Source organism: Snodgrassella sp. ESL0304 (genome assembly GCF_013344995.1).
Lineage (GTDB): Bacteria > Pseudomonadota > Gammaproteobacteria > Burkholderiales > Neisseriaceae > Snodgrassella > Snodgrassella alvi.
Genome location: NZ_JAAEDR010000014.1, coordinates 264185 through 281877, shown reverse-complemented (window position 1 = coordinate 281877; position 17693 = coordinate 264185). Strand labels below are relative to the sequence as shown.

The 17693-nt window shown below is 41.1% G+C and carries 18 protein-coding genes; 16 read left to right on the top strand and 2 right to left on the bottom strand.

Annotated elements, in window-relative coordinates; all coding sequences use genetic code 11:
- The first annotated feature begins 5 nt into the window (after positions 1–5).
- The 4 genes from GYX91_RS08020 (at position 6) to GYX91_RS08005 (ending at position 4865) form a co-directional block, all read left to right on the top strand.
- A complete protein-coding gene (locus tag GYX91_RS08020) occupies positions 6–1580 on the top strand; it encodes a nitrogen regulation protein NR(II) (RefSeq protein ID WP_025331230.1) in 1575 nt (524 codons plus the stop codon).
- The gene (locus tag GYX91_RS08015) at positions 1573–3057 is read left to right on the top strand and encodes a sigma-54 dependent transcriptional regulator (protein WP_174830542.1); all 1485 of its coding nucleotides are present in this window, start codon (positions 1573–1575) and stop codon (positions 3055–3057) included. Before GYX91_RS08020 ends, GYX91_RS08015 begins: the two co-directional genes overlap by 8 nt.
- A complete protein-coding gene (locus tag GYX91_RS08010; protein ID WP_174830541.1) occupies positions 3057–3818 on the top strand; it encodes a class I SAM-dependent methyltransferase in 762 nt (253 codons plus the stop codon). Before GYX91_RS08015 ends, GYX91_RS08010 begins: the two co-directional genes overlap by 1 nt.
- A gap of 69 nt (positions 3819–3887) precedes the next feature.
- Complete coding sequence (locus GYX91_RS08005; RefSeq protein ID WP_174830540.1) at positions 3888–4865, top strand: hypothetical protein; 978 nt, start codon at positions 3888–3890, stop codon at positions 4863–4865.
- 70 nt (positions 4866–4935) lie between these two features.
- Here GYX91_RS08005 and amgK read toward each other — a convergent pair whose 3' ends face one another.
- Positions 4936–5940 carry an N-acetylmuramate/N-acetylglucosamine kinase AmgK gene (gene amgK, locus GYX91_RS08000; protein ID WP_084565505.1) on the bottom strand — a complete coding sequence of 335 codons (1005 nt, stop codon included), beginning with the start codon at positions 5938–5940 and terminating at the stop codon, positions 4936–4938.
- 59 nt (positions 5941–5999) lie between these two features.
- Between amgK and GYX91_RS07995 the strand changes: the two genes are divergently transcribed.
- The 12 genes from GYX91_RS07995 (at position 6000) to GYX91_RS07940 (ending at position 16372) form a co-directional block, all read left to right on the top strand.
- The gene (locus tag GYX91_RS07995; protein WP_174830539.1) at positions 6000–8336 is read left to right on the top strand and encodes an LPS-assembly protein LptD; all 2337 of its coding nucleotides are present in this window, start codon (positions 6000–6002) and stop codon (positions 8334–8336) included.
- Positions 8336–9295 (top strand): peptidylprolyl isomerase, encoded by a 960-nt coding sequence (locus GYX91_RS07990; RefSeq protein ID WP_084552063.1) that lies wholly within the window; start codon positions 8336–8338, stop codon positions 9293–9295. The genes GYX91_RS07995 and GYX91_RS07990 overlap by 1 nt, the downstream gene beginning before the upstream one ends.
- 135 nt (positions 9296–9430) lie before the next feature.
- Positions 9431–10423, top strand: coding sequence for a 4-hydroxythreonine-4-phosphate dehydrogenase PdxA (pdxA, locus tag GYX91_RS07985; RefSeq protein WP_084553060.1), 993 nt, complete (start codon positions 9431–9433; stop codon positions 10421–10423).
- 75 nt (positions 10424–10498) lie between these two features.
- A complete protein-coding gene (locus GYX91_RS07980) occupies positions 10499–11299 on the top strand; it encodes an ABC transporter ATP-binding protein (RefSeq protein ID WP_084553059.1) in 801 nt (266 codons plus the stop codon).
- Positions 11299–12075, top strand: coding sequence for a lipid asymmetry maintenance ABC transporter permease subunit MlaE (gene mlaE, locus GYX91_RS07975; RefSeq protein WP_100126221.1), 777 nt, complete (start codon positions 11299–11301; stop codon positions 12073–12075). The genes GYX91_RS07980 and mlaE overlap by 1 nt, the downstream gene beginning before the upstream one ends.
- 24 nt (positions 12076–12099) lie before the next feature.
- Positions 12100–12609 (top strand): outer membrane lipid asymmetry maintenance protein MlaD, encoded by a 510-nt coding sequence (gene mlaD / locus GYX91_RS07970; protein WP_174830538.1) that lies wholly within the window; start codon positions 12100–12102, stop codon positions 12607–12609.
- A 57-nt stretch (positions 12610–12666) separates the two neighbouring features.
- A complete protein-coding gene (locus GYX91_RS07965; protein ID WP_025331219.1) occupies positions 12667–13263 on the top strand; it encodes a phospholipid-binding protein MlaC in 597 nt (198 codons plus the stop codon).
- Between the two features lie 2 nt (positions 13264–13265).
- The gene (locus tag GYX91_RS07960) at positions 13266–13550 is read left to right on the top strand and encodes a lipid asymmetry maintenance protein MlaB (RefSeq protein WP_025331218.1); all 285 of its coding nucleotides are present in this window, start codon (positions 13266–13268) and stop codon (positions 13548–13550) included.
- Positions 13547–14467, top strand: coding sequence for a VacJ family lipoprotein (locus GYX91_RS07955; protein ID WP_174830536.1), 921 nt, complete (start codon positions 13547–13549; stop codon positions 14465–14467). The genes GYX91_RS07960 and GYX91_RS07955 overlap by 4 nt, the downstream gene beginning before the upstream one ends.
- A 78-nt stretch (positions 14468–14545) precedes the next feature.
- Positions 14546–14908 (top strand): VacJ, encoded by a 363-nt coding sequence (locus tag GYX91_RS07950; RefSeq protein ID WP_084547258.1) that lies wholly within the window; start codon positions 14546–14548, stop codon positions 14906–14908.
- Between the two features lie 222 nt (positions 14909–15130).
- Positions 15131–15754: a lytic transglycosylase domain-containing protein gene (locus GYX91_RS07945; protein ID WP_174830534.1), complete on the top strand. Its 624-nt coding sequence runs from the start codon at positions 15131–15133 to the stop codon at positions 15752–15754.
- A gap of 84 nt (positions 15755–15838) precedes the next feature.
- Positions 15839–16372 (top strand): single-stranded DNA-binding protein, encoded by a 534-nt coding sequence (locus GYX91_RS07940; RefSeq protein ID WP_084586103.1) that lies wholly within the window; start codon positions 15839–15841, stop codon positions 16370–16372.
- A 252-nt stretch (positions 16373–16624) separates the two neighbouring features.
- Here the strand turns inward: GYX91_RS07940 and GYX91_RS07935 are convergent, their stop codons facing one another.
- The gene (locus GYX91_RS07935) at positions 16625–17059 is read right to left on the bottom strand and encodes a hypothetical protein (RefSeq protein ID WP_084586104.1); all 435 of its coding nucleotides are present in this window, start codon (positions 17057–17059) and stop codon (positions 16625–16627) included.
- Between the last annotated feature and the right edge of the window lie 634 nt (positions 17060–17693).

Sequence of the window (17693 nt, the reverse complement as noted above, 5' to 3'; positions counted from 1 at the left end):
CCGGTATGAAAACGTATATAAATGGCTGGCCGCAATATCTGGACAGGCTTTCAGCTTTGCTGAATATTGCGCGTATAAGTCTGCTGTTTTCAATTATGACGTTTTATTTGCTGACCCGCAGCATGGATGAGCCCGGTCTGGCTGTACCTATATTCAATAAAATTGAACTGTATAGCTGGGCAGCACTCTACGGTATTCTGATTGTCTTTTCCATGCTGGTACCACGCTGGCAGAATCAGCCGGATGCACTACCAAATGTTAATTCTGCTGTAGACATTACCATGATAGCCTGGCTGATGAATATGGGTGGAGGAGTGGATAGCGGTTTTGGTATTTTACTCCTGCCATTTGTCGGTTCGGCCTGTTTGTTCAGCCGTGGCCGGTATCCGATGATTTATGCCGGTTATGTAACTTTACTGATTGTCATCATTACCTGGACGCAGCTAAGCCGTAATGGTTTTGCTAATCACAGTATGCGGATATGCATTATTGCCATCATGCTGATTGCCGCTGTCTTTCTTGTGGCCGGTCTGACTGCCTATGCCGCTACTTTACTGGCGCGTTCACAAAGTTTGCAAGATCAGCAGTCAAAAATGCTGGACAGTTACCGGAATTTGCTCGACCGTGCTTTTAATTATGTACAGGAAGGGGTAGTTGTACTGGATGAAAGCGGTCTGGTGTGGCTGATTAACCGGAAGGCGCAGAATTATTTCCCGATGCTGCTGGTTGATAAACAAACTGCTTTATTTCGTCAGGTTATGCATTACTGGCATACTGAACAGAAAAATATTTTCGAAATAAACTGTACACTGAATAATTGGCCGATGAGGGTGCATGCACGCTTGTTACAGGAAGCAAATACACCTTTACTGATGTTATCAATGCGTTCGCGTACTGAAATTGATAAGGAGGCTATGGCCATTAAACTGGCCTCATTAGGCCAGTTAACGGCTAATCTGGCTCATGAAATTCGCAATCCGATGTCTGCAATAAGACAGGCCAATGAATTGTTACAGGAAGAAAAATATGATTCGACACGACTGCGGCTGTTTAATATTATAGAAAATAATATCAGTCGTATTGATAAAATGCTTGAAGATATCAGTATGCTGAACAAGCGGGATAAAAAAAATAAGCAGGCAATTGATTTGCGGGTATTCTGGACTGCCTTTTTGCAGGAATTTATACTGATCAGGCAGCAGGCCGTAAATTGTATTGAACTACAAGCCGATAAAGGAGATTTAATCGTCTGGTGTGATTCGGTACATTTGCAGCAGATTATATGGAATCTGATGAATAATGCATGGCGTCATAGTTTGCAGAATAAAAATGCTATTCGTGTTATTTTTTGCATAGAAGAGCAAAATGAAATTTCCATTACTGTAATTGATAATGGGGCTGGTGTCAGTGCGGAAAATCAGTTGCAATTGTTTGAACCATTTTTTACGACTGAACCCAGTGGCACTGGTCTTGGATTGTATGTGGCGCGCGAGCTGGCTCAGGCTAATCATGGTCAGTTAATTTATCGCCCTGAAGTTAATGGATTTGAATTAACCTTGCCAAGGATGGTTGATGAATAATAATAATCAGATGGACTTAGAAAAGCCGGTACTGATAATAGATGATGAAGCCGATATTCGTGATTTAATGGAGTTAACCCTGATTAAAATGGGTTTGTCCGTAAAAACTGCCGCTGGCGTAGCTGAGGCAAAAAAGGCTTTACGTACGCATGCTTTCTCCCTGGTGCTAACGGATATGCGTATGCCGGATGGCTCCGGGCTGGAGATTGTTGATTATATCACTGCTCATAATCTGGATATTCCGATTGCAGTTATTACCGCTTACGGAAATGCAGCGCAGGCTGTACAGGCACTGAAAAATGGTGCTTTCGATTACTTACAAAAACCCATTACTCTGGCACAGCTGCGTACTCTGGTTAAATCTGTTATTACAATCAATAATACTGCCGAAACCGAAATAGATAATAAAATGGTAACCGCATTTAAACAGTCTGAAAATAAACAAAAAAATGAAGATGCTTCCGCAACGGTTAACGAACAGCAGGTACGTGAACGTTTACTGGGTAATTCTCCGTTAATAACAGAAGTACGTCAGTTGATCAGCAAGCTGGCTAAAAGTAACGTGCCGGTATACATCGCCGGAGAATCAGGCAGTGGTAAAGAGCAGGCAGCGCGCAGTATTCATGAACAGTCAGAACGCAGAGACAAGGCATTTGTTGCTGTAAATTGTGGTGCCATACCTGAAGCATTGATGGAAAGTGAGTTTTTTGGTTATAAAAAAGGCAGTTTTACCGGAGCAGAATCAGACAGGGCCGGTTTTTTCCAGCATGCGGACGGTGGAACATTATTTCTGGATGAGGTAGCTGATTTACCACTATCGATGCAGGTTAAATTATTGCGGGCCATTCAGGAACGTGCTGTACGCCGGATTGGCGAAATGGAAGAAAAGCAGGTTGATGTCCGTATTATCTGTGCAACTCATAAAGATTTAAATGCTCTGGTTGAATCAGGTCAGTTTCGTCAGGACTTGTTTTATCGTTTGAATGTTGTATCTATTATCATGCCGCCATTACGTGAATTACGTGATGATTTACCGCAGTTAATTCGGGTTTTACTGCAACGAATTTTGCATGATGAAACCATGACATTAACACCGGAAGCAAAAAAAGCACTGTTGCAATACAGTTATCCCGGTAATTTCCGTGAATTGGAGAATATTCTGGAACGTGCTATTGCACTGTCGAAAAATCATATTATTGATATAGATGATTTACAGATTCATAGCTATCAGCTGGATAATCCGCGTACTGAATCTGCAGAGAATGCAGGCAGTAATCTATCCGCAGATAGTAATGAGGAAATTAAGGATTACCAGTTCGGAAAAACTCAGATACAGGATTATCTGGATGAAATAGAGAGAAAAATCCTGGAACAGGCTTTGGCGCAAACCCGATATAACCGAACACAGGCCGCCAAGTTACTGGGTATCAGTTTTCGTTCTATGCGTTACCGGATGGAACGGTTAGGGATTGTCTGATGGTAAAGCCTCTGATTTTAACCGGTCAGATAGCAGATAAAACTGATCTGATCACTCCTTTACAGAAATTGCTGGCCAGTAAAAAACTCTGTTATCAGCAACAACCACCCGAACAGGGATTATATCTGATATACGAAAATGACAGTCTTGCTTTAGCTAAAGCCGGGCAAAAAGGGGTCGTGCGGGTTGATTTTGTAGAAGGTACTGCACGACACCGGCGGCTTTTTGGCGGGGGAGAATTACTGGCACGTGCTATTCAGGCCAAAAACCGGCCGCTTGTCTGGGATGCTACCGGAGGTTTAGGTCGGGACGCTTTTGTAATGGCATCATTGGGACTGGAAGTTGTGGTATTTGAACAGAATCCTTATGTATATGTTTTATTTGCGGATGGGCTGAAACGTGCGATGGTTGATGAACAGACTGCGCATATAGCAAAGCAGATTCATCTGCATTATGGCAGTATTACTTTACCGGACGCGGAACAAAAGCAGATACCATTGCCTGATGTGGTCTATCTGGATCCGATGTATCCGCAAAAGCAAAAAGCAGCGGCAGTAAAAAAAGAAATGGCTTATTTTCATGAATTACTGGGTAATGCAGATATGAATAATGATCAGGCTTTATTACTCGCAGCACAGAAATTAGCCCGAAAACGGGTCGTGGTAAAAAGACCGGCTAATGGGGCAGTTTTAGCAGGAAAGACACCGGCATTTCAGTATTTTGGTAAAACGACGCGATTTGACGGGTATATGCCTTTGTAGCTTTAAAAAGAAGTCAATTTTGTGAATCTGAATTATTTTATTTAAATTTAATACAGGGGAGAATAACAAATGGCTAGAAAAATCTGGGCATATGCTAAAGATAAAAATCAATGTTTTATTTGCGAAAATCAATCTTTGCAGCCAAAAATTTTTTATATCTGGGATGTTCTGAGATTAAAAGAACAAAATTTTAAAAAATATCTGGAATTAACGTTTTACTCAACGGAATATGATGAAATTAATCGTCTGGAGTTAATTCCAACTGAACATGGCTTTTTTCGGTATAAATCCGACGAAATTGATGAAAACAATAAAGAGTCTATTTATCATTCTGCAGCGACAGTGATATTACTGGAAATGCCTGTAATTAAATTTACTATTGATAAAAATAAATATATTTTAAATTTTTCAAAATTTTTAGTTGAGCCGTGTCTTCGATTTAAGCATTTTGATCAAGATGAGGAAAAATATTATCCTGACCTTGTTGGCTATTTTTCTTCTGAGTGTGAATTACAGGAAAAATGGAAAGGATGTCTGGCTATAGAGGTTGTTTATACTAATGCTTGTTATTCTAAAAAAATACACTCTTTTGAAAAGAATCATATACCGATCATTGAAGTGAGTATATCAAAAAAATTAAAACTAGAGACAGAGTTTGGCGGTGAAATAAAATTTACAGTTGCAGATGTTGAAAATTATTATTTCTCACTAAAGAAGATTTTTGAGAAAAACGTATATGGCAAAATACGTTCAGATCCGGTGAATCATAAATTTTATACGGATAAGATTATTTCTCTTGAAGACGCATATAAGCGTGAATTAGAAAATAAGCAGCTATTAAATGATAATGAACAAGCAAATTTAAAAAGAGAGCTTAATTATATAAATCTAAAGTATGAAGAAATGAAATCTGAAGTATCACATTTACACAATTTACTTGAACAAATGAAACAACAGGAATGGCACTTAAATAACCGGTTAAATAATTATGCAGTAATGGGATTTTGGCAGAAACTAAAATTTTTATTTAATATTTCTGCAGATTAAATAATAAAGCTGCTTAGAAATTAAGGCAGCTTTATTATTTCCTGGCAGATATTTAATCATTTTGATTTATTCAGAAGGTATAACCTGTCTGAACTTCTTCTGAGCCAATTAATTCAGTAATTAATTGCAGTAGCGGGCGCAATTCACCATAACGGCGGCTGGTTTTGCGTAAATATTTCAGGAAGCGATGAATTTCACCGCGATATTTATCTTTACCATCGCGGTAATATAAGCGGGCAAAGATACCGGCAACTTTCAGATGGCGCTGTACACCCATCCATTCAAAATCACGGTAAAACTGATCAAAATCGGTACGTACCGGTAATCCGGCAGCTCTTGCTTTTTCCCAGTAACGAATGACAATATCAAGTATAAATTCTTCGTCCCATTCGATAAATGCATCACGTAATAGTGATACTAAATCATAAGTAATCGGACCATACAATGCATCCTGAAAATCAAGAATACCAGGACGGTCACGGGTGAGCATGATGTTTCGAACAATAAAATCACGATGTACATAGACCAGTGGCTGTGACAATATTACCGGTAATATATTGTTAACTGTCTGCTGCCATAACTGTTGCTGTTTCTCAGTTAATGATAAACCAAGTTCTTTCTGAACATACCATTCAGGAAAAAGTTGCATTTCCCTTTTTAGTACGGCTTCATCATATAATGGTAGTTGCTCCGGCTGGCTTGAAAGTTGTAGTTTGATGAGTTCATCAATGGCTTCCAGCAGCAATACTTTGTGTACTTCAGTACGTTTATCTTGTTGCAGTGCGGCCAGATAAGGGGTATTACCAAAATCTTCCAGAGCCATAAATCCTTGCTGTGTATCCAGATGATAGATTTCGGGAACATTAAGAGCCTGAAAAAGCTTTTGTACCTTAATATATGGCAGGATACTCATTTTATCCGGTGGGGCGTCCATACAGATTACTGTACGGTCGTCAGTAAAAGTAGCGCGGAAATAGCGTCGGAAATCAGCATCAGCAGCTGCAAAGCTAAGAACAAATTCCTGTTGCGGATAGCAGGTATGAAACCATTTTTTTAATTCAGATTCTCGTTGCATGACATTTTTCAGGTTAAAATAAACACTATTTTAACTGGCAAAGCCGTTTAGGTGATACTTTGTCCTACTTATTCTCTCCAAAACCATTAGCTCTGGCCTTAACAACGGTTTTTTGTACTTTGCCCGGGTTTGTTCTTGCGGCCTCACCTTTGTCTATGGGCGAAGGAAATGTTTGTACAGCGCCACAGCGTCCGAAAAATTTTGTTAAACCTGTACAAAGCAGCGGTGAAGCTAATCCGGGTACTGATGTTACCCGGGTTGTGGCTGACGATGTCAACGGGCAGTCACAGGTTCAGGTACATGCAAAAGGGAGTGTCATTATTGAGCGTAATGATGTCACTTTGAATTCAGACTGGGCTGATTATGATCAGGAAAGCCAGATTGTTAAAGCTGGTGATCACTTTACTTTAGATAATGGTAAGGGACGTGTTACCGGTGAACATGTTACTTACGACATGGCTAAAAGTACGGGTGTCGGTGATGCCGGCCGCTTTGAAATGGAAAATGATAACCGGCGTCTGCAAGGTGTCGGGGACGAGATACAGATGGGTGGTAAAAATCGCTATCGTCTGCAAAGTGCTAAATTCAACACCTGTAATCCGGGCGATGACAGCTGGTATATCCGTTCAGGCAGTATTGATCTGGATTATGATAAAAATGTCGGGGTAGCCCGTAATGCAACGCTGGTATTTGGCGGTGTTCCTCTGTTTTACACACCATGGATCGATTTTCCGTTAAACGGCAATCGTAAAAGCGGGTTTCTGACGCCTACACTTAAAGGAGGATCTGACGGTTTTGAAATAATGACTCCTTATTATCTGAATCTGGCTCCTAATTATGATGCAACTATCCGGCCGCATTTTATTAGTAGCCGTGGCATACAGCTGGGCGGTGATTTACGTTACCTGCAGCCGACTTATCAGGGGCAGATTAGTGCTGACTGGGTGCCGAATGATCAGAAAAGCAGTCACAAAAATCGTGCAGAAATTGATTTTACCCATTCCCAGAGACTGGCAAAGGGATTAACCGGCGGTATTGACTATCATCAGGTCTCAGATGATGATTACCGGCGTGATTTTTGGAGCGGAGATAATGGCAGTTCTAATCTGAACCGGCAGGCATGGCTGAATTACCACCGGGATTTATGGGGCGGGACATTTGATGGCAGTTTAATGGTGCAAAAATATCAGACACTGGCCTCAATCAGTGGATATAAGGATCAGCCTTATTCACGTTTACCTCGTTTATCTGCTACGTGGAACCGTTATTTTGGTAATCATTACGCAGTCAATGTCTATGCTGAAGCAACCCGTTTTGAGGGCAGGGAAACTGGTCATAAAGACTGGTGGATACATAAATATCCCAATGGTACCCGCATGGTGTTATTGCCCACATTTACTGCTGACTATTCCAATAACTGGGGTTATATTCGGCCAAAACTGAGTTTTCATGCCACTCATTATGATATGAACCGGCAGGATAATCAGGATAGCCGCAGTATGGATCGTGCCGTACCTTTACTTAGTGTGGATTCAGGCGTGACCTTTGAGCGTTTATGGAAAAACAATCGATTAAACAAGGGATATATTCAGACACTGGAACCACGTCTGTTTTATACCTATATACCGCGACGTAATCAGAATGATATGCCTTTGTTTGATACAGCTGAAAACAGTTTTACCTATGATCAGTTATTTCATGAAAACCGTTATTCAGGACAGGACAGAATCAATGCGGCTAATTTTATGACAACAGCACTGCAATCTCGGATATATGATAGTACTAACGGTATTGAACGTTTCGCAGCCGGTATTGGTCAGCGCTTTTATTTCCGTGATGATAACGTCAAACTGAATGACAACACGCCTAAAAATAAAGAACGCAAACGCTCTGATATGGTGGCTTTTGGACGTGCTGCCCTGAGCGAGCACATCACAGCTGAAACTAACTGGCATTATAATCAGGATTTAAAAACATCTGAAAGTTATAACTTTGGCATCCGCTATACACCGAATGCAGGTAAAACTATCAGTGTTCGCTATAAATATGGTCGTTATGAAAATTTATATGATGATGTTTATGGCAAAATGCGTACAATAGATGTCGGTGTTCAATGGCCGCTAACCCGTAATTACTATCTGGTCGCACGGCAGGATTATGATTTTAATAGTAGTACATCTCTGAATCAGACAGTAGGGATAGAGTACCAGAGTCCGTGTCATTGCTGGAGTGCCGGACTGGTAGGTTCCCGCTATACAGATGATTACAAAAAACGCAAAACCGCCGTATTATTCCAATTGCAGTTGCGTGACCTGACAGGTATGGGAAATGGTTCCCTCAATCAGCTCACTTCACAAATTCCCGGTTACAGCAATACTTATGAGGTAAAACATTAATGAAAAAGATACATTCCTGGCTGGCAGCAACGATGCTGGCTGTAGTATTGCCTTCGGCAATGGCATTGGATATCAAACCAGTTGATAACATTGTGGCAGTTGTCAATGATGATGTAATAACACGTCGCGAGCTGGACTTAGTAGCAGCCCAGATGCGTTCACAGTTACCAAAAGGACAAAATATCAGTAATGCAGATTTACACGAGCAGGCACTTGCACAGCTGATACGTAAGGATTTACTGGTGCAAGCTGCCAGGCGCTCCAATATCCGCCTGACTAATGCCGATGTAAACGAAGCAATTGAACTGTTTGCTTCACAACGCCATATGACAGTTAAAGAGCTGATTCAGCGCATTGCTAAAGAAGGTGTGAATGAAGATCAGCTGCGCCGCACCATAACGGAAAACCTGCTGGCACAGAAAATTGAACAAAGTGAAGTAATGGGCAAAAGTCAGGTCAGTGATGCAGAGGTAGATGATGCTATTGCACGTGCCCAGCAGGAAGGAAGACCTCTGCCGCCACCGGTTACAGCCTATTCCTATCATGTGCAACATATTTTGTTGAAAAACGATAACGATATCACACGAAAACTGATTGAACAGATTGCTCAGCAGGCACGTTCCGGTGCCTCATTCGATCAGCTGGCACGGCAGTATTCTCAGGATGGCAGTGCACAAAATGGCGGAGATCTGGGCTGGATTATCGATGGTGAGACTGTGCCGCCATTCGAAGCTGCGGTGAAATCATTGCAGCCGGGTCAGATATCCATGCCGGTGCGTACTCAGTTTGGCTGGCACGTAATCCGTCTGGTAGCTGTCAGAAGCAATGACAGCCCGCAAGAACGTCAGCGTAACGGGATGCGTGCAGTACTGGTGCAGGAAAAACGCGAAATTCTACTGCAGAATTTCCTGAAACAGTTACATGATCAGGCCTATATCAGTATTCGTCCTTTGGATTAACCGGATAAAAACGACTTTTCTGCAATGCGTGCAGCCTGTATCAGTGTCCAAATGTCGAGTTTGCATATTCTGATAGCAAAGTATTTTTTATTGATTTTTCTGTGAAAAATATCATTATAATTCTGGCTTATTTTTATGAAGAATCAGTTAATTATTGCTGTTACTAGCGGAGAGCCGGCAGGTATCGGTCCGGATATCTGTCTGGATCTGGCCAGCCAGGACTGGCCGCAACGCATTGTGGTATTGGGAGATATGCAATTATTGCAGCAGCGTGCGGCACAACTGAATAAAAAAATTACCATACAGGCTTATCAGCCAGATAGTAACAAACCTGTATCCGGAGTACTGGAAGTTTGTCATATTCCAGTTCAGGTATCTGTTCAGGCAGGAAAATTAAACGTACAAAATGCTGCTTATGTATTGCAATTACTGGACAGAGCATATACTGGCATAGAACAGGGTGAATTTGCTGCTATAGTCACTGCTCCGGTTCATAAAGGAATTATCAACGATAGCGGTATTGCTTTTAGCGGCCATACGGAATATCTGGCTGCTAAAAGTGCTACTTCTCAAGTAGTAATGATGCTTACCGGTGGCGGTCTGAGAGTGGCTTTAGCCACTACTCACTTACCACTGCGGGCAGTAGCAGATACCCTGACACTTGAATTATTAACCGAAGTACTAACTATTCTGCATCATGATTTGCAGACAAAATTCGGGCTGATACAGCCGCGTATTCTGGTTGCCGGTCTCAATCCGCATGCTGGTGAAGGCGGTCATCTTGGAAATGAAGAAAATGATATTATTATTCCGGTAATCAGCCAGTTACAACAGAAAGGTATGCAAATAACCGGACCATTTCCGGCAGATACACTGTTTCAGCCTTTCATGCTTGAACAGGCTGATGCTGTTCTGGCTATGTATCATGATCAGGGATTGCCGGTATTAAAATATGCAAGTTTTGGAGAGGGCGTTAATATCACTCTGGGACTGCCTTTTATCCGCACCTCAGTGGATCATGGTACTGCGCTGAATCTTGCCGGTACTGGTGAAGCAACCAGCAGCAGTTTATTTGCAGCAATTCATGCTGCAGTGGATATGAGCAGGCACTGGAAAGCAGGGCAGTAATTACGCACTTGTATTTGATAAATACCAACAGACATCATAAAATCTAAGTTGCTATACGGCATGGGAATTCTCAATATGGCTACGCCGTTTATTGAAATGAAAAATGTGGTTTTCGCTTATGGCGACCGACCCATTTTAAAAAATATTAATTTTAAACTGGAGCAGGGCAGTTTTACCGCTATTATGGGTAGTTCCGGAAGTGGTAAAACAACCTTGTTGCGTTTAATTACCGGTCAGATCAGTGCACAACAGGGGCAGGTATTGATCAATGGTCGTGATATTTCCGAATTCAGCCGCGAAGAACTGTATTACCATCGCCGTAACATGGGCGTACTGTTTCAGTTTGGTGCTTTGTTTACGGATTTATCAGTATTCGATAATGTTGCTTTTCCAATGCGGGAACATACTGATTTGCCGGAAAGCATGATACATGATCTGGTGGTCATGAAACTGAATGCAGTTGGTTTACGCGGGGTAGAGCAATTAATGCCATCCGAGCTTTCCGGTGGTATGGCAAGACGAGTAGCACTGGCTCGTACAATTGCACTTGATCCGGCATTATTGCTATATGATGAACCATTTACTGGCCTGGATCCGATTTCACTCGGGGTAATAGCCAGTCTGGTGAGTAAGGTCAATAAAGCCTTACAAACTACCAGTGTAATGGTGACACATGATATCCAGCAATCTCTGGATATTGCCAGCCATGTGGTTTTTCTGGCACACGGTGAAATTATTTTTTCCGGTTCACCGCTACAAATGCGTGAACTGGATTCACCATGGATAAATCAGTTTATTCATGGTCAGGCAGACGGCCCGGTAGCATTTCGTTATCCGGCTACCACCACCTTACAACAGGATTTAGACATCGCGTGATGAAAGCAATCGAGCAACTGGGTGCAAAAACCCTGAGTTTTGTCCGGCATCTGGGGCGGGCAGCATTATTTCTGCTTGCCGCCTTGCTGCGCAGCGGAACAGTTTTACGCCGTCCGCGCCTGATGATCCGGCAAATGTATTTTTCCGGTGTTCTTTCTATTGTCATTATCGCAGTATCAGGACTGTTTGTCGGAATGGTACTGGGGTTACAGGCCTACACACAGCTGGCTAAATTTAAATCTGCAGATATTCTTGGTTATATGGTGGCTGCCGCCATGCTGCGCGAGCTTGGTCCGGTATTGGCTGCGATACTGTTTGCCAGCAGTGCCGGTGGTGCAATGACCAGTGAAATAGGTTTAATGAAAACCACTGAACAACTGGAAGCCATGAATGTCATGGCTATTGATCCGGTGGCGAGAGTTATCGCACCACGTTTCTGGGCAGGTGTACTTTCCATGCCTTTACTGGCTTCAATATTCAATGTTGCCGGCGTTTATGGTGCTTATCTGATTGGCGTAAAATATTTTGGCATGGATAACGGCGTATTCTGGGGTCAAATGCAGAATAATCTTGATTTTTACTATGATGTTGTAAATGGTTTAATTAAATCATTGGTATTTGGCGTAGTTGTTACTCTGATAGCTGTTTATCAGGGTTTTTATGCAAAACCGACATCAGAAGGTATTTTGCGCGCCAATACACGTACTGTTGTATCCAGCTCACTAACTATTCTGGCAGTGGATTTTATGCTGACCGCTCTGATGTTTACCAAATAGGGTGCAGATTAACAAGGTAATGATATGAAAAAAAACAGTCTGGAAATGCTGGTTGGTCTATTTGTTTTAATAGGCATAGTGGCAATTCTATTTTTATCTTTTCGGGTAGCCGGCGGTAATGGGATCGGCTCTTCCCAGCCTACATATACTTTATCGGCCTCGTTCAGCGATATTGGCGGTTTAAAAACACAGGCGCCTGTCAAAGCAGCCGGTGTTGTGGTTGGCCGGGTAGACAAAATTGTACTTGATCCGAAAACTTACTGGGCTAAAGTGACTTTAAAAATTGATAAACAGTACCAGTTTAGTACTGACACTTCAGCGCAGATTCTGACTTCAGGTTTGCTTGGCGACCAGTATATCGGACTGGAGCAAGGCGGCGACCCGGATAATCTGGCCGATGGGGATAATATTACTATTACCAGTTCAGCTTTGGTGCTGGAACAGTTAATTGGTAAATTTATGACCAGTTTTGCTGAGGGTAATGCCAAAAGCGATAATAAAAAAACAGATACTGCTGTTTCTGCGAGTGAATAAGTAAAAGTAACAGTAGATAAACAAATTTAATTTAATTAAAGGAATATATTAATGAAACTGAATAAATCTTCATTTTTCGGGGCGGTAAGTATTGCGATTATGAGCATTAGTATGGCATTTGCTTCACCACAGCAGGCAGTAAGCCAGCTTAAAGACAATGCTACTCAGGTATTGAATATTTTAAGTTCAGCCAATGGTAAAAATGATAATCAGGTACGTCGTCAGGCTGAAAACTATGCTATTCCGTATTTTGATTTTGAGCGCATGACTGCACTGGCGGTAGGTGCTCCGTGGCGTACCGCCAGTACTGCACAGCAGCAGGCATTAACTCAGGAGTTTAAAACCCTGTTAATCCGTACTTATTCCGGCACTATGCTGAAATTTAAAAATGCTCAGGCAAATGTATACAGTAATCCTGTCGTTAATAAGGGCGGACGCGAAATCATTGTGCGTGTAGATGTTACAACACCTAACAGTAAACCAGTACGTATGGATTACACCCTGTATCAGGCAGGCAATATATACCGTATTTACAATGTAGCTGTAGAAGGTGCCAGTCTGGTGACTGTATACCGCAACCAGTTTAATCAGACTATCAGCCAGAAAGGCATAGATGGTTTAGTAGCGGATTTACGTGCCAAAAACGGTAAATAATCATGCAAACCAACGTGCAGGGTAAAACCCTGATGATTCATGACAAGGTAACTATGGGTACAGTAGGAGAAAACGATTTCAAACGTTTCTGTGACTATATCCAAACCGGACAAATAGAAAAAGTGGACGTCAGTGGTGTAACCGAAGCCGATTCTGCCTGCGTGGCATTACTCGTGGCGGCTAAGCGGCTGGCGCACAGACAGAAATTTATGTTGCACATCGCCGGTGTGCCGGCGGGACTCATTACCCTGATGGCACTTTACGGTGTAGAGGAATCATTACAATGAGTAGTAAGAAAAAGTTGCTAACAGGCTGTGTACTGCTTGTGCTCAGTCAGGCTGGCTGGGCGGCAGCAGAACAGACCTATACTTATAAAGATCCGTATGAGGGTTATAACCGGGTGATGTTCAATATTAATGATCATCTTGATCGTTATATCATGACACCGGTTGCCCGCGGTTACCGAAAAGTCACTCCTTCACCTGTGCGTACAGGCGTCAACAACTTTTTCAATAACTTGCGCGATGTAGTGAGTTTTGGCAGTAATCTGCTGCGACTGGATATTGAGAAAGCCAGTACAGATTTCGTGCGCGTTGGTATTAATACTACATTTGGCCTGGGCGGTTTACTGGATATTGCTGATGCAGGCCGGATTCCGAACAACAAAAATACCCTTGGTGATACCTTTGCCTCATGGGGTTGGAAAAACAGTAATTACTTTGTTTATCCTCTTTTGGGTCCGTCGACAGTACGTGATAGTATCGGCAGTACCATTACTGATATATTCCCCATAGAAAATGCTATTTTCAAGGAAGATGCTGTACGCTGGAGTCTTACCGGCCTGAATGGAGTGGCCTCGCGTGAAGCATTGCTGGATGTAACCGATAGCTTGAATGATGCTGCACTGGATCGCTATACATACATGCGTGATGTATATATGAAATTGCGTAACAATCAGGTAGGCGGCACACTGTTTCCGGCAGATGATGAAGATGATGACGATATAGATAATCTGGTAGCTCCGGGTAGCGATAATGCCGTTACCCAGCCGGCTTCTGTATCATCAAGTCAAACTGTTAAAAAAGTAACTGAATCAGATGATAATGTTCCGGCAACAGCTGATTCAACACCAGATAAAATTACAGGCGACAACTTGTCTGAATCTCCGGTTTCAGCAAGTCAGCCCTATTGGAATGTGCATTAAACGTTAGTATTTTATAACAGTAATAAAGATCATTCCGAAAACTGAAATTCAGATCAGTATAAAACAAGGAATAAGACTATGTATGAAGTTAACCGCAGTGTATTTTTGCTTGTTCCGCTTGAACCATTCTGGGCCTGGTTGCAAAAATTACCTGATATTGATCTGGAACAGTTATCTCTGGATATTTTGCAACAGGATGCCAATGCCTATCTGACTTCCGCCAGTGAAGATATAGATAGCTTGTGGGTTGAAATCGAACAGCGTTATGAGGATATCTTTGCAGCAGAACTGGCTGACTGGTGTGAGGATGAAAGCTTGTGGCCTGATTTGAGCTTTGAAAATTTCAGAAACTGGTTTGGTGTACAATTTTCCACAGTAGTAACTGATTTGGCACAAGAAGAGCTGGCACGTGAAGCTTTTGTACCGATCGCTCTGAGTTAAGCAGTTCAGCTGTTATATTATGAAAAAAGCCAATATTGATATTGGCTTTTTTCTTTAAAACAGTTGTCTGATATGGATTCTGTGGATTGAAAAACTCATGTTGTCATAAAAAATACTGTATAAACTTTAAAATATCTAACTATATTTAATATAATCAATTAAAATTACCTATCGTAATCTTGCAATCAGTTTGTATACAATACACAAACGGAATTAAATTATATGCCGTACAGAAATAAATCTGTCTCGCGACGCCGGCTGTTACAGGCAGGCGGTGCTTCCCTGCTGGGGATAGCTGTGCCGCGTATAGTGCTGGCAGGTGCACAGCGTGAAGAAACCCTTTCTGATGATGTTGCTTCGATCATGCGCAATGCAGTTAATAATGCCAATCCTCCGCGCCTGATTTTTTCTTCGCCTTCAGAGGCCAGCCGCTGGCTAAATGCCATGTCGGGTCGTCTTGCTTCACATATTCCTGATGATTATGCACGAAAACGTTTATTAACCAATATTCAGTATGAATCAATGCGTGCTGGTTTGGATACACAGGTTATACTTGGTCTGATCGAAGTAGAAAGCCGTTTTCGTCAATATGCTATCTCCGGAGTAGGCGCCCGCGGTTTAATGCAGGTAATGCCTTTCTGGGTAAAACAAATTGGTCGTCCGGAACATAACTTATTCGATATTCGCACTAACTTACGTTACGGATGTACTATCCTGCGTTATTATCGAAATCGTGAGAATGGTAATATGGTAAGAGCGCTGGCGCGTTATAATGGTAGCTTAGGACGTAGTACTTACTCGAATGCTGTTATCAATGCCTGGCAACGGCACTGGCAATGGGCCTGAATTCCTGGCATTCTGCGATATTTGTAATCTTTTAATTATGGGTTGTCATCTTGGACAGCCTGTATTCATTATTAGGAAACCACCATGTCTGTTAATAAAGTCATCCTGGTTGGCCGTCTGGGTCGTGATCCTGAAACACGATATATGCCCAGCGGAGATGCAATAACCAATTTTTCCATAGCTACTGATGAACAGTGGCGTGACCGTAATGGTGAACGCCAGACGCGTACTGAATGGCATAATATTACTCTGTTCGGTAAATTGGGTGAGATAGCCAGCCAGTATTTGCGTAAAGGCAGTCAGGTGTTTATTGAGGGTAGGATTCAAAGCCGTAAATATACCGGTAAAGATGGTATCGAACGCACCGCATACGATATTATCGGCAATGAAATGAAAATGCTGGGTAGCCGCAATGACGGGGCTTCCGGCTCAGGTAATAGCTATGATCAGATGAATGGCGGAAATAACTATGCACAGGGAGGTAACTATAATCAGGATGGTTATGATGCTGCATCTGCTGCTTCCAGTCCGCCACCGGCAGCTCCGCGCCGTCAGGCACCACGGCCGGCACCTACTCCTGCTCCGGTAGATGATATTGATGACGATATTCCGTTCTAATAACAAAGAATAGCATTGAATCTACTTTAAGCTGATAAAAACCTGATGATTTTTATTAATCAATTTTATACCTTTCAGAGAAATATCTTTGAAAGGTATTTTATTTAATGAAATATTAATACTTAGATTGGATAGTATATATTTTTATGTTGATTGGATACCGATCAGATGAAATAATTAAATTTAGCTCTTAAGATATAGTCTGGACTATTATTTATATAATAAATTAATATTTATTGATTAAGTAAATGTTTAAAATAAAGCATCTTTATGCCAGATGAAATGGTCTACCAGAACCCATTGATCCTGTTTTTTCTCATACCAGATAGTTAAATTTTCATCTTTATTGCTAGACCATGTAACTTCTCTGATTAGAATGTCTCTGTTTTCAATTTCTTTTTCTGTAAATGTGTTTCTTAAACCAATTCTGAATTCTGAAATCACACCATCTCCTTTGCCTAAAATAAAAGTACTATCTGTTAATGGCGGGTATTTTGATACTAAAGTATTAACTGGTATCTGTTGTATTTGATTTAAATTTATATTTTTTTCAGTAATAAATTCTGTATTTACATTCAGAGTATCTGTTTTATAGCTTTCTTCTAATGATTTGGTTTTATTACAGGCAGATAACAATATTACTAATAGCATAGCTACAAAATTTTTATTTGTTTTAAATAGATTCATATTGAAATAATTTTGGATTTTTAAACGGGATTATTTGATTAGATATAAAACAAGAGCGAAAGGATATACTAATAGCCTAATTTAAATCTAATTAGCGTAGTGATGTTGAATATTTTATTAACAAGCCAATCAATGTATATATTTTTTAAATGGTTAGCAGCAGTATTCTTTTGGTAAATTTGTTCTGATGAATTTTAGCAAAAAATTTATATCTGAGTGATTTTCCTTATCGGGCGAAACTGAATTTTTTAAACTTCATAAAAGCAAGCTGAATTGATTTACTGTATGTTATGAAATAACTAAAAGATTAGATAACCGAGGCATAAACTAATAAAATAATTAAAATATGTATATTTTTATTAAAATATATTTAAATGAAGTTTAGACTTCAGATAAATCTGGTGATGATTGGTTCGATTAATCAGATTAATGAACATACAAAGCCGCAGTATTGATGATGAATATTATGGCAAATTAAATTAGCTGATTATTCTATGAAATAGTCGTTATAAACGTTGCTATTTTATACCGGTCTGCTAAAATAGCACCTATGGAACAGCGCAAGCCGCCAAAATCGGGCGGCTTGCTTTTTGTTATTAATACGAAATACCGTTGATGCATTCTGCAGCGGTAT

Bases quoted from the DNA above. Each gene is read 5' to 3' on its own strand.
- GYX91_RS07950 (WP_084547258.1), top strand. From the start codon at position 14,546: ATGTATGAAGTTAACCGCAGTGTATTTTTGCTTGTTCCGCTTGAACCA.
- mlaE (WP_100126221.1), top strand. From the start codon at position 11,299: ATGAAAGCAATCGAGCAACTGGGTGCAAAAACCCTGAGTTTTGTCCGG.
- GYX91_RS08010 (WP_174830541.1), top strand. From the start codon at position 3,057: ATGGTAAAGCCTCTGATTTTAACCGGTCAGATAGCAGATAAAACTGAT.
- GYX91_RS07980 (WP_084553059.1), top strand. From the start codon at position 10,499: ATGGCTACGCCGTTTATTGAAATGAAAAATGTGGTTTTCGCTTATGGC.
- pdxA (WP_084553060.1), top strand. From the start codon at position 9,431: ATGAAGAATCAGTTAATTATTGCTGTTACTAGCGGAGAGCCGGCAGGT.
- GYX91_RS08005 (WP_174830540.1), top strand. From the start codon at position 3,888: ATGGCTAGAAAAATCTGGGCATATGCTAAAGATAAAAATCAATGTTTT.
- amgK (WP_084565505.1), bottom strand. From the start codon at position 5,940: ATGCAACGAGAATCTGAATTAAAAAAATGGTTTCATACCTGCTATCCG.
- GYX91_RS07935 (WP_084586104.1), bottom strand. From the start codon at position 17,059: ATGAATCTATTTAAAACAAATAAAAATTTTGTAGCTATGCTATTAGTA.
- GYX91_RS08020 (WP_025331230.1), top strand. From the start codon at position 6: ATGAAAACGTATATAAATGGCTGGCCGCAATATCTGGACAGGCTTTCA.
- mlaD (WP_174830538.1), top strand. From the start codon at position 12,100: ATGAAAAAAAACAGTCTGGAAATGCTGGTTGGTCTATTTGTTTTAATA.
- GYX91_RS07990 (WP_084552063.1), top strand. From the start codon at position 8,336: ATGAAAAAGATACATTCCTGGCTGGCAGCAACGATGCTGGCTGTAGTA.
- GYX91_RS07955 (WP_174830536.1), top strand. From the start codon at position 13,547: ATGAGTAGTAAGAAAAAGTTGCTAACAGGCTGTGTACTGCTTGTGCTC.
- GYX91_RS07960 (WP_025331218.1), top strand. From the start codon at position 13,266: ATGCAAACCAACGTGCAGGGTAAAACCCTGATGATTCATGACAAGGTA.
- GYX91_RS08015 (WP_174830542.1), top strand. From the start codon at position 1,573: ATGAATAATAATAATCAGATGGACTTAGAAAAGCCGGTACTGATAATA.
- GYX91_RS07945 (WP_174830534.1), top strand. From the start codon at position 15,131: ATGCCGTACAGAAATAAATCTGTCTCGCGACGCCGGCTGTTACAGGCA.
- GYX91_RS07940 (WP_084586103.1), top strand. From the start codon at position 15,839: ATGTCTGTTAATAAAGTCATCCTGGTTGGCCGTCTGGGTCGTGATCCT.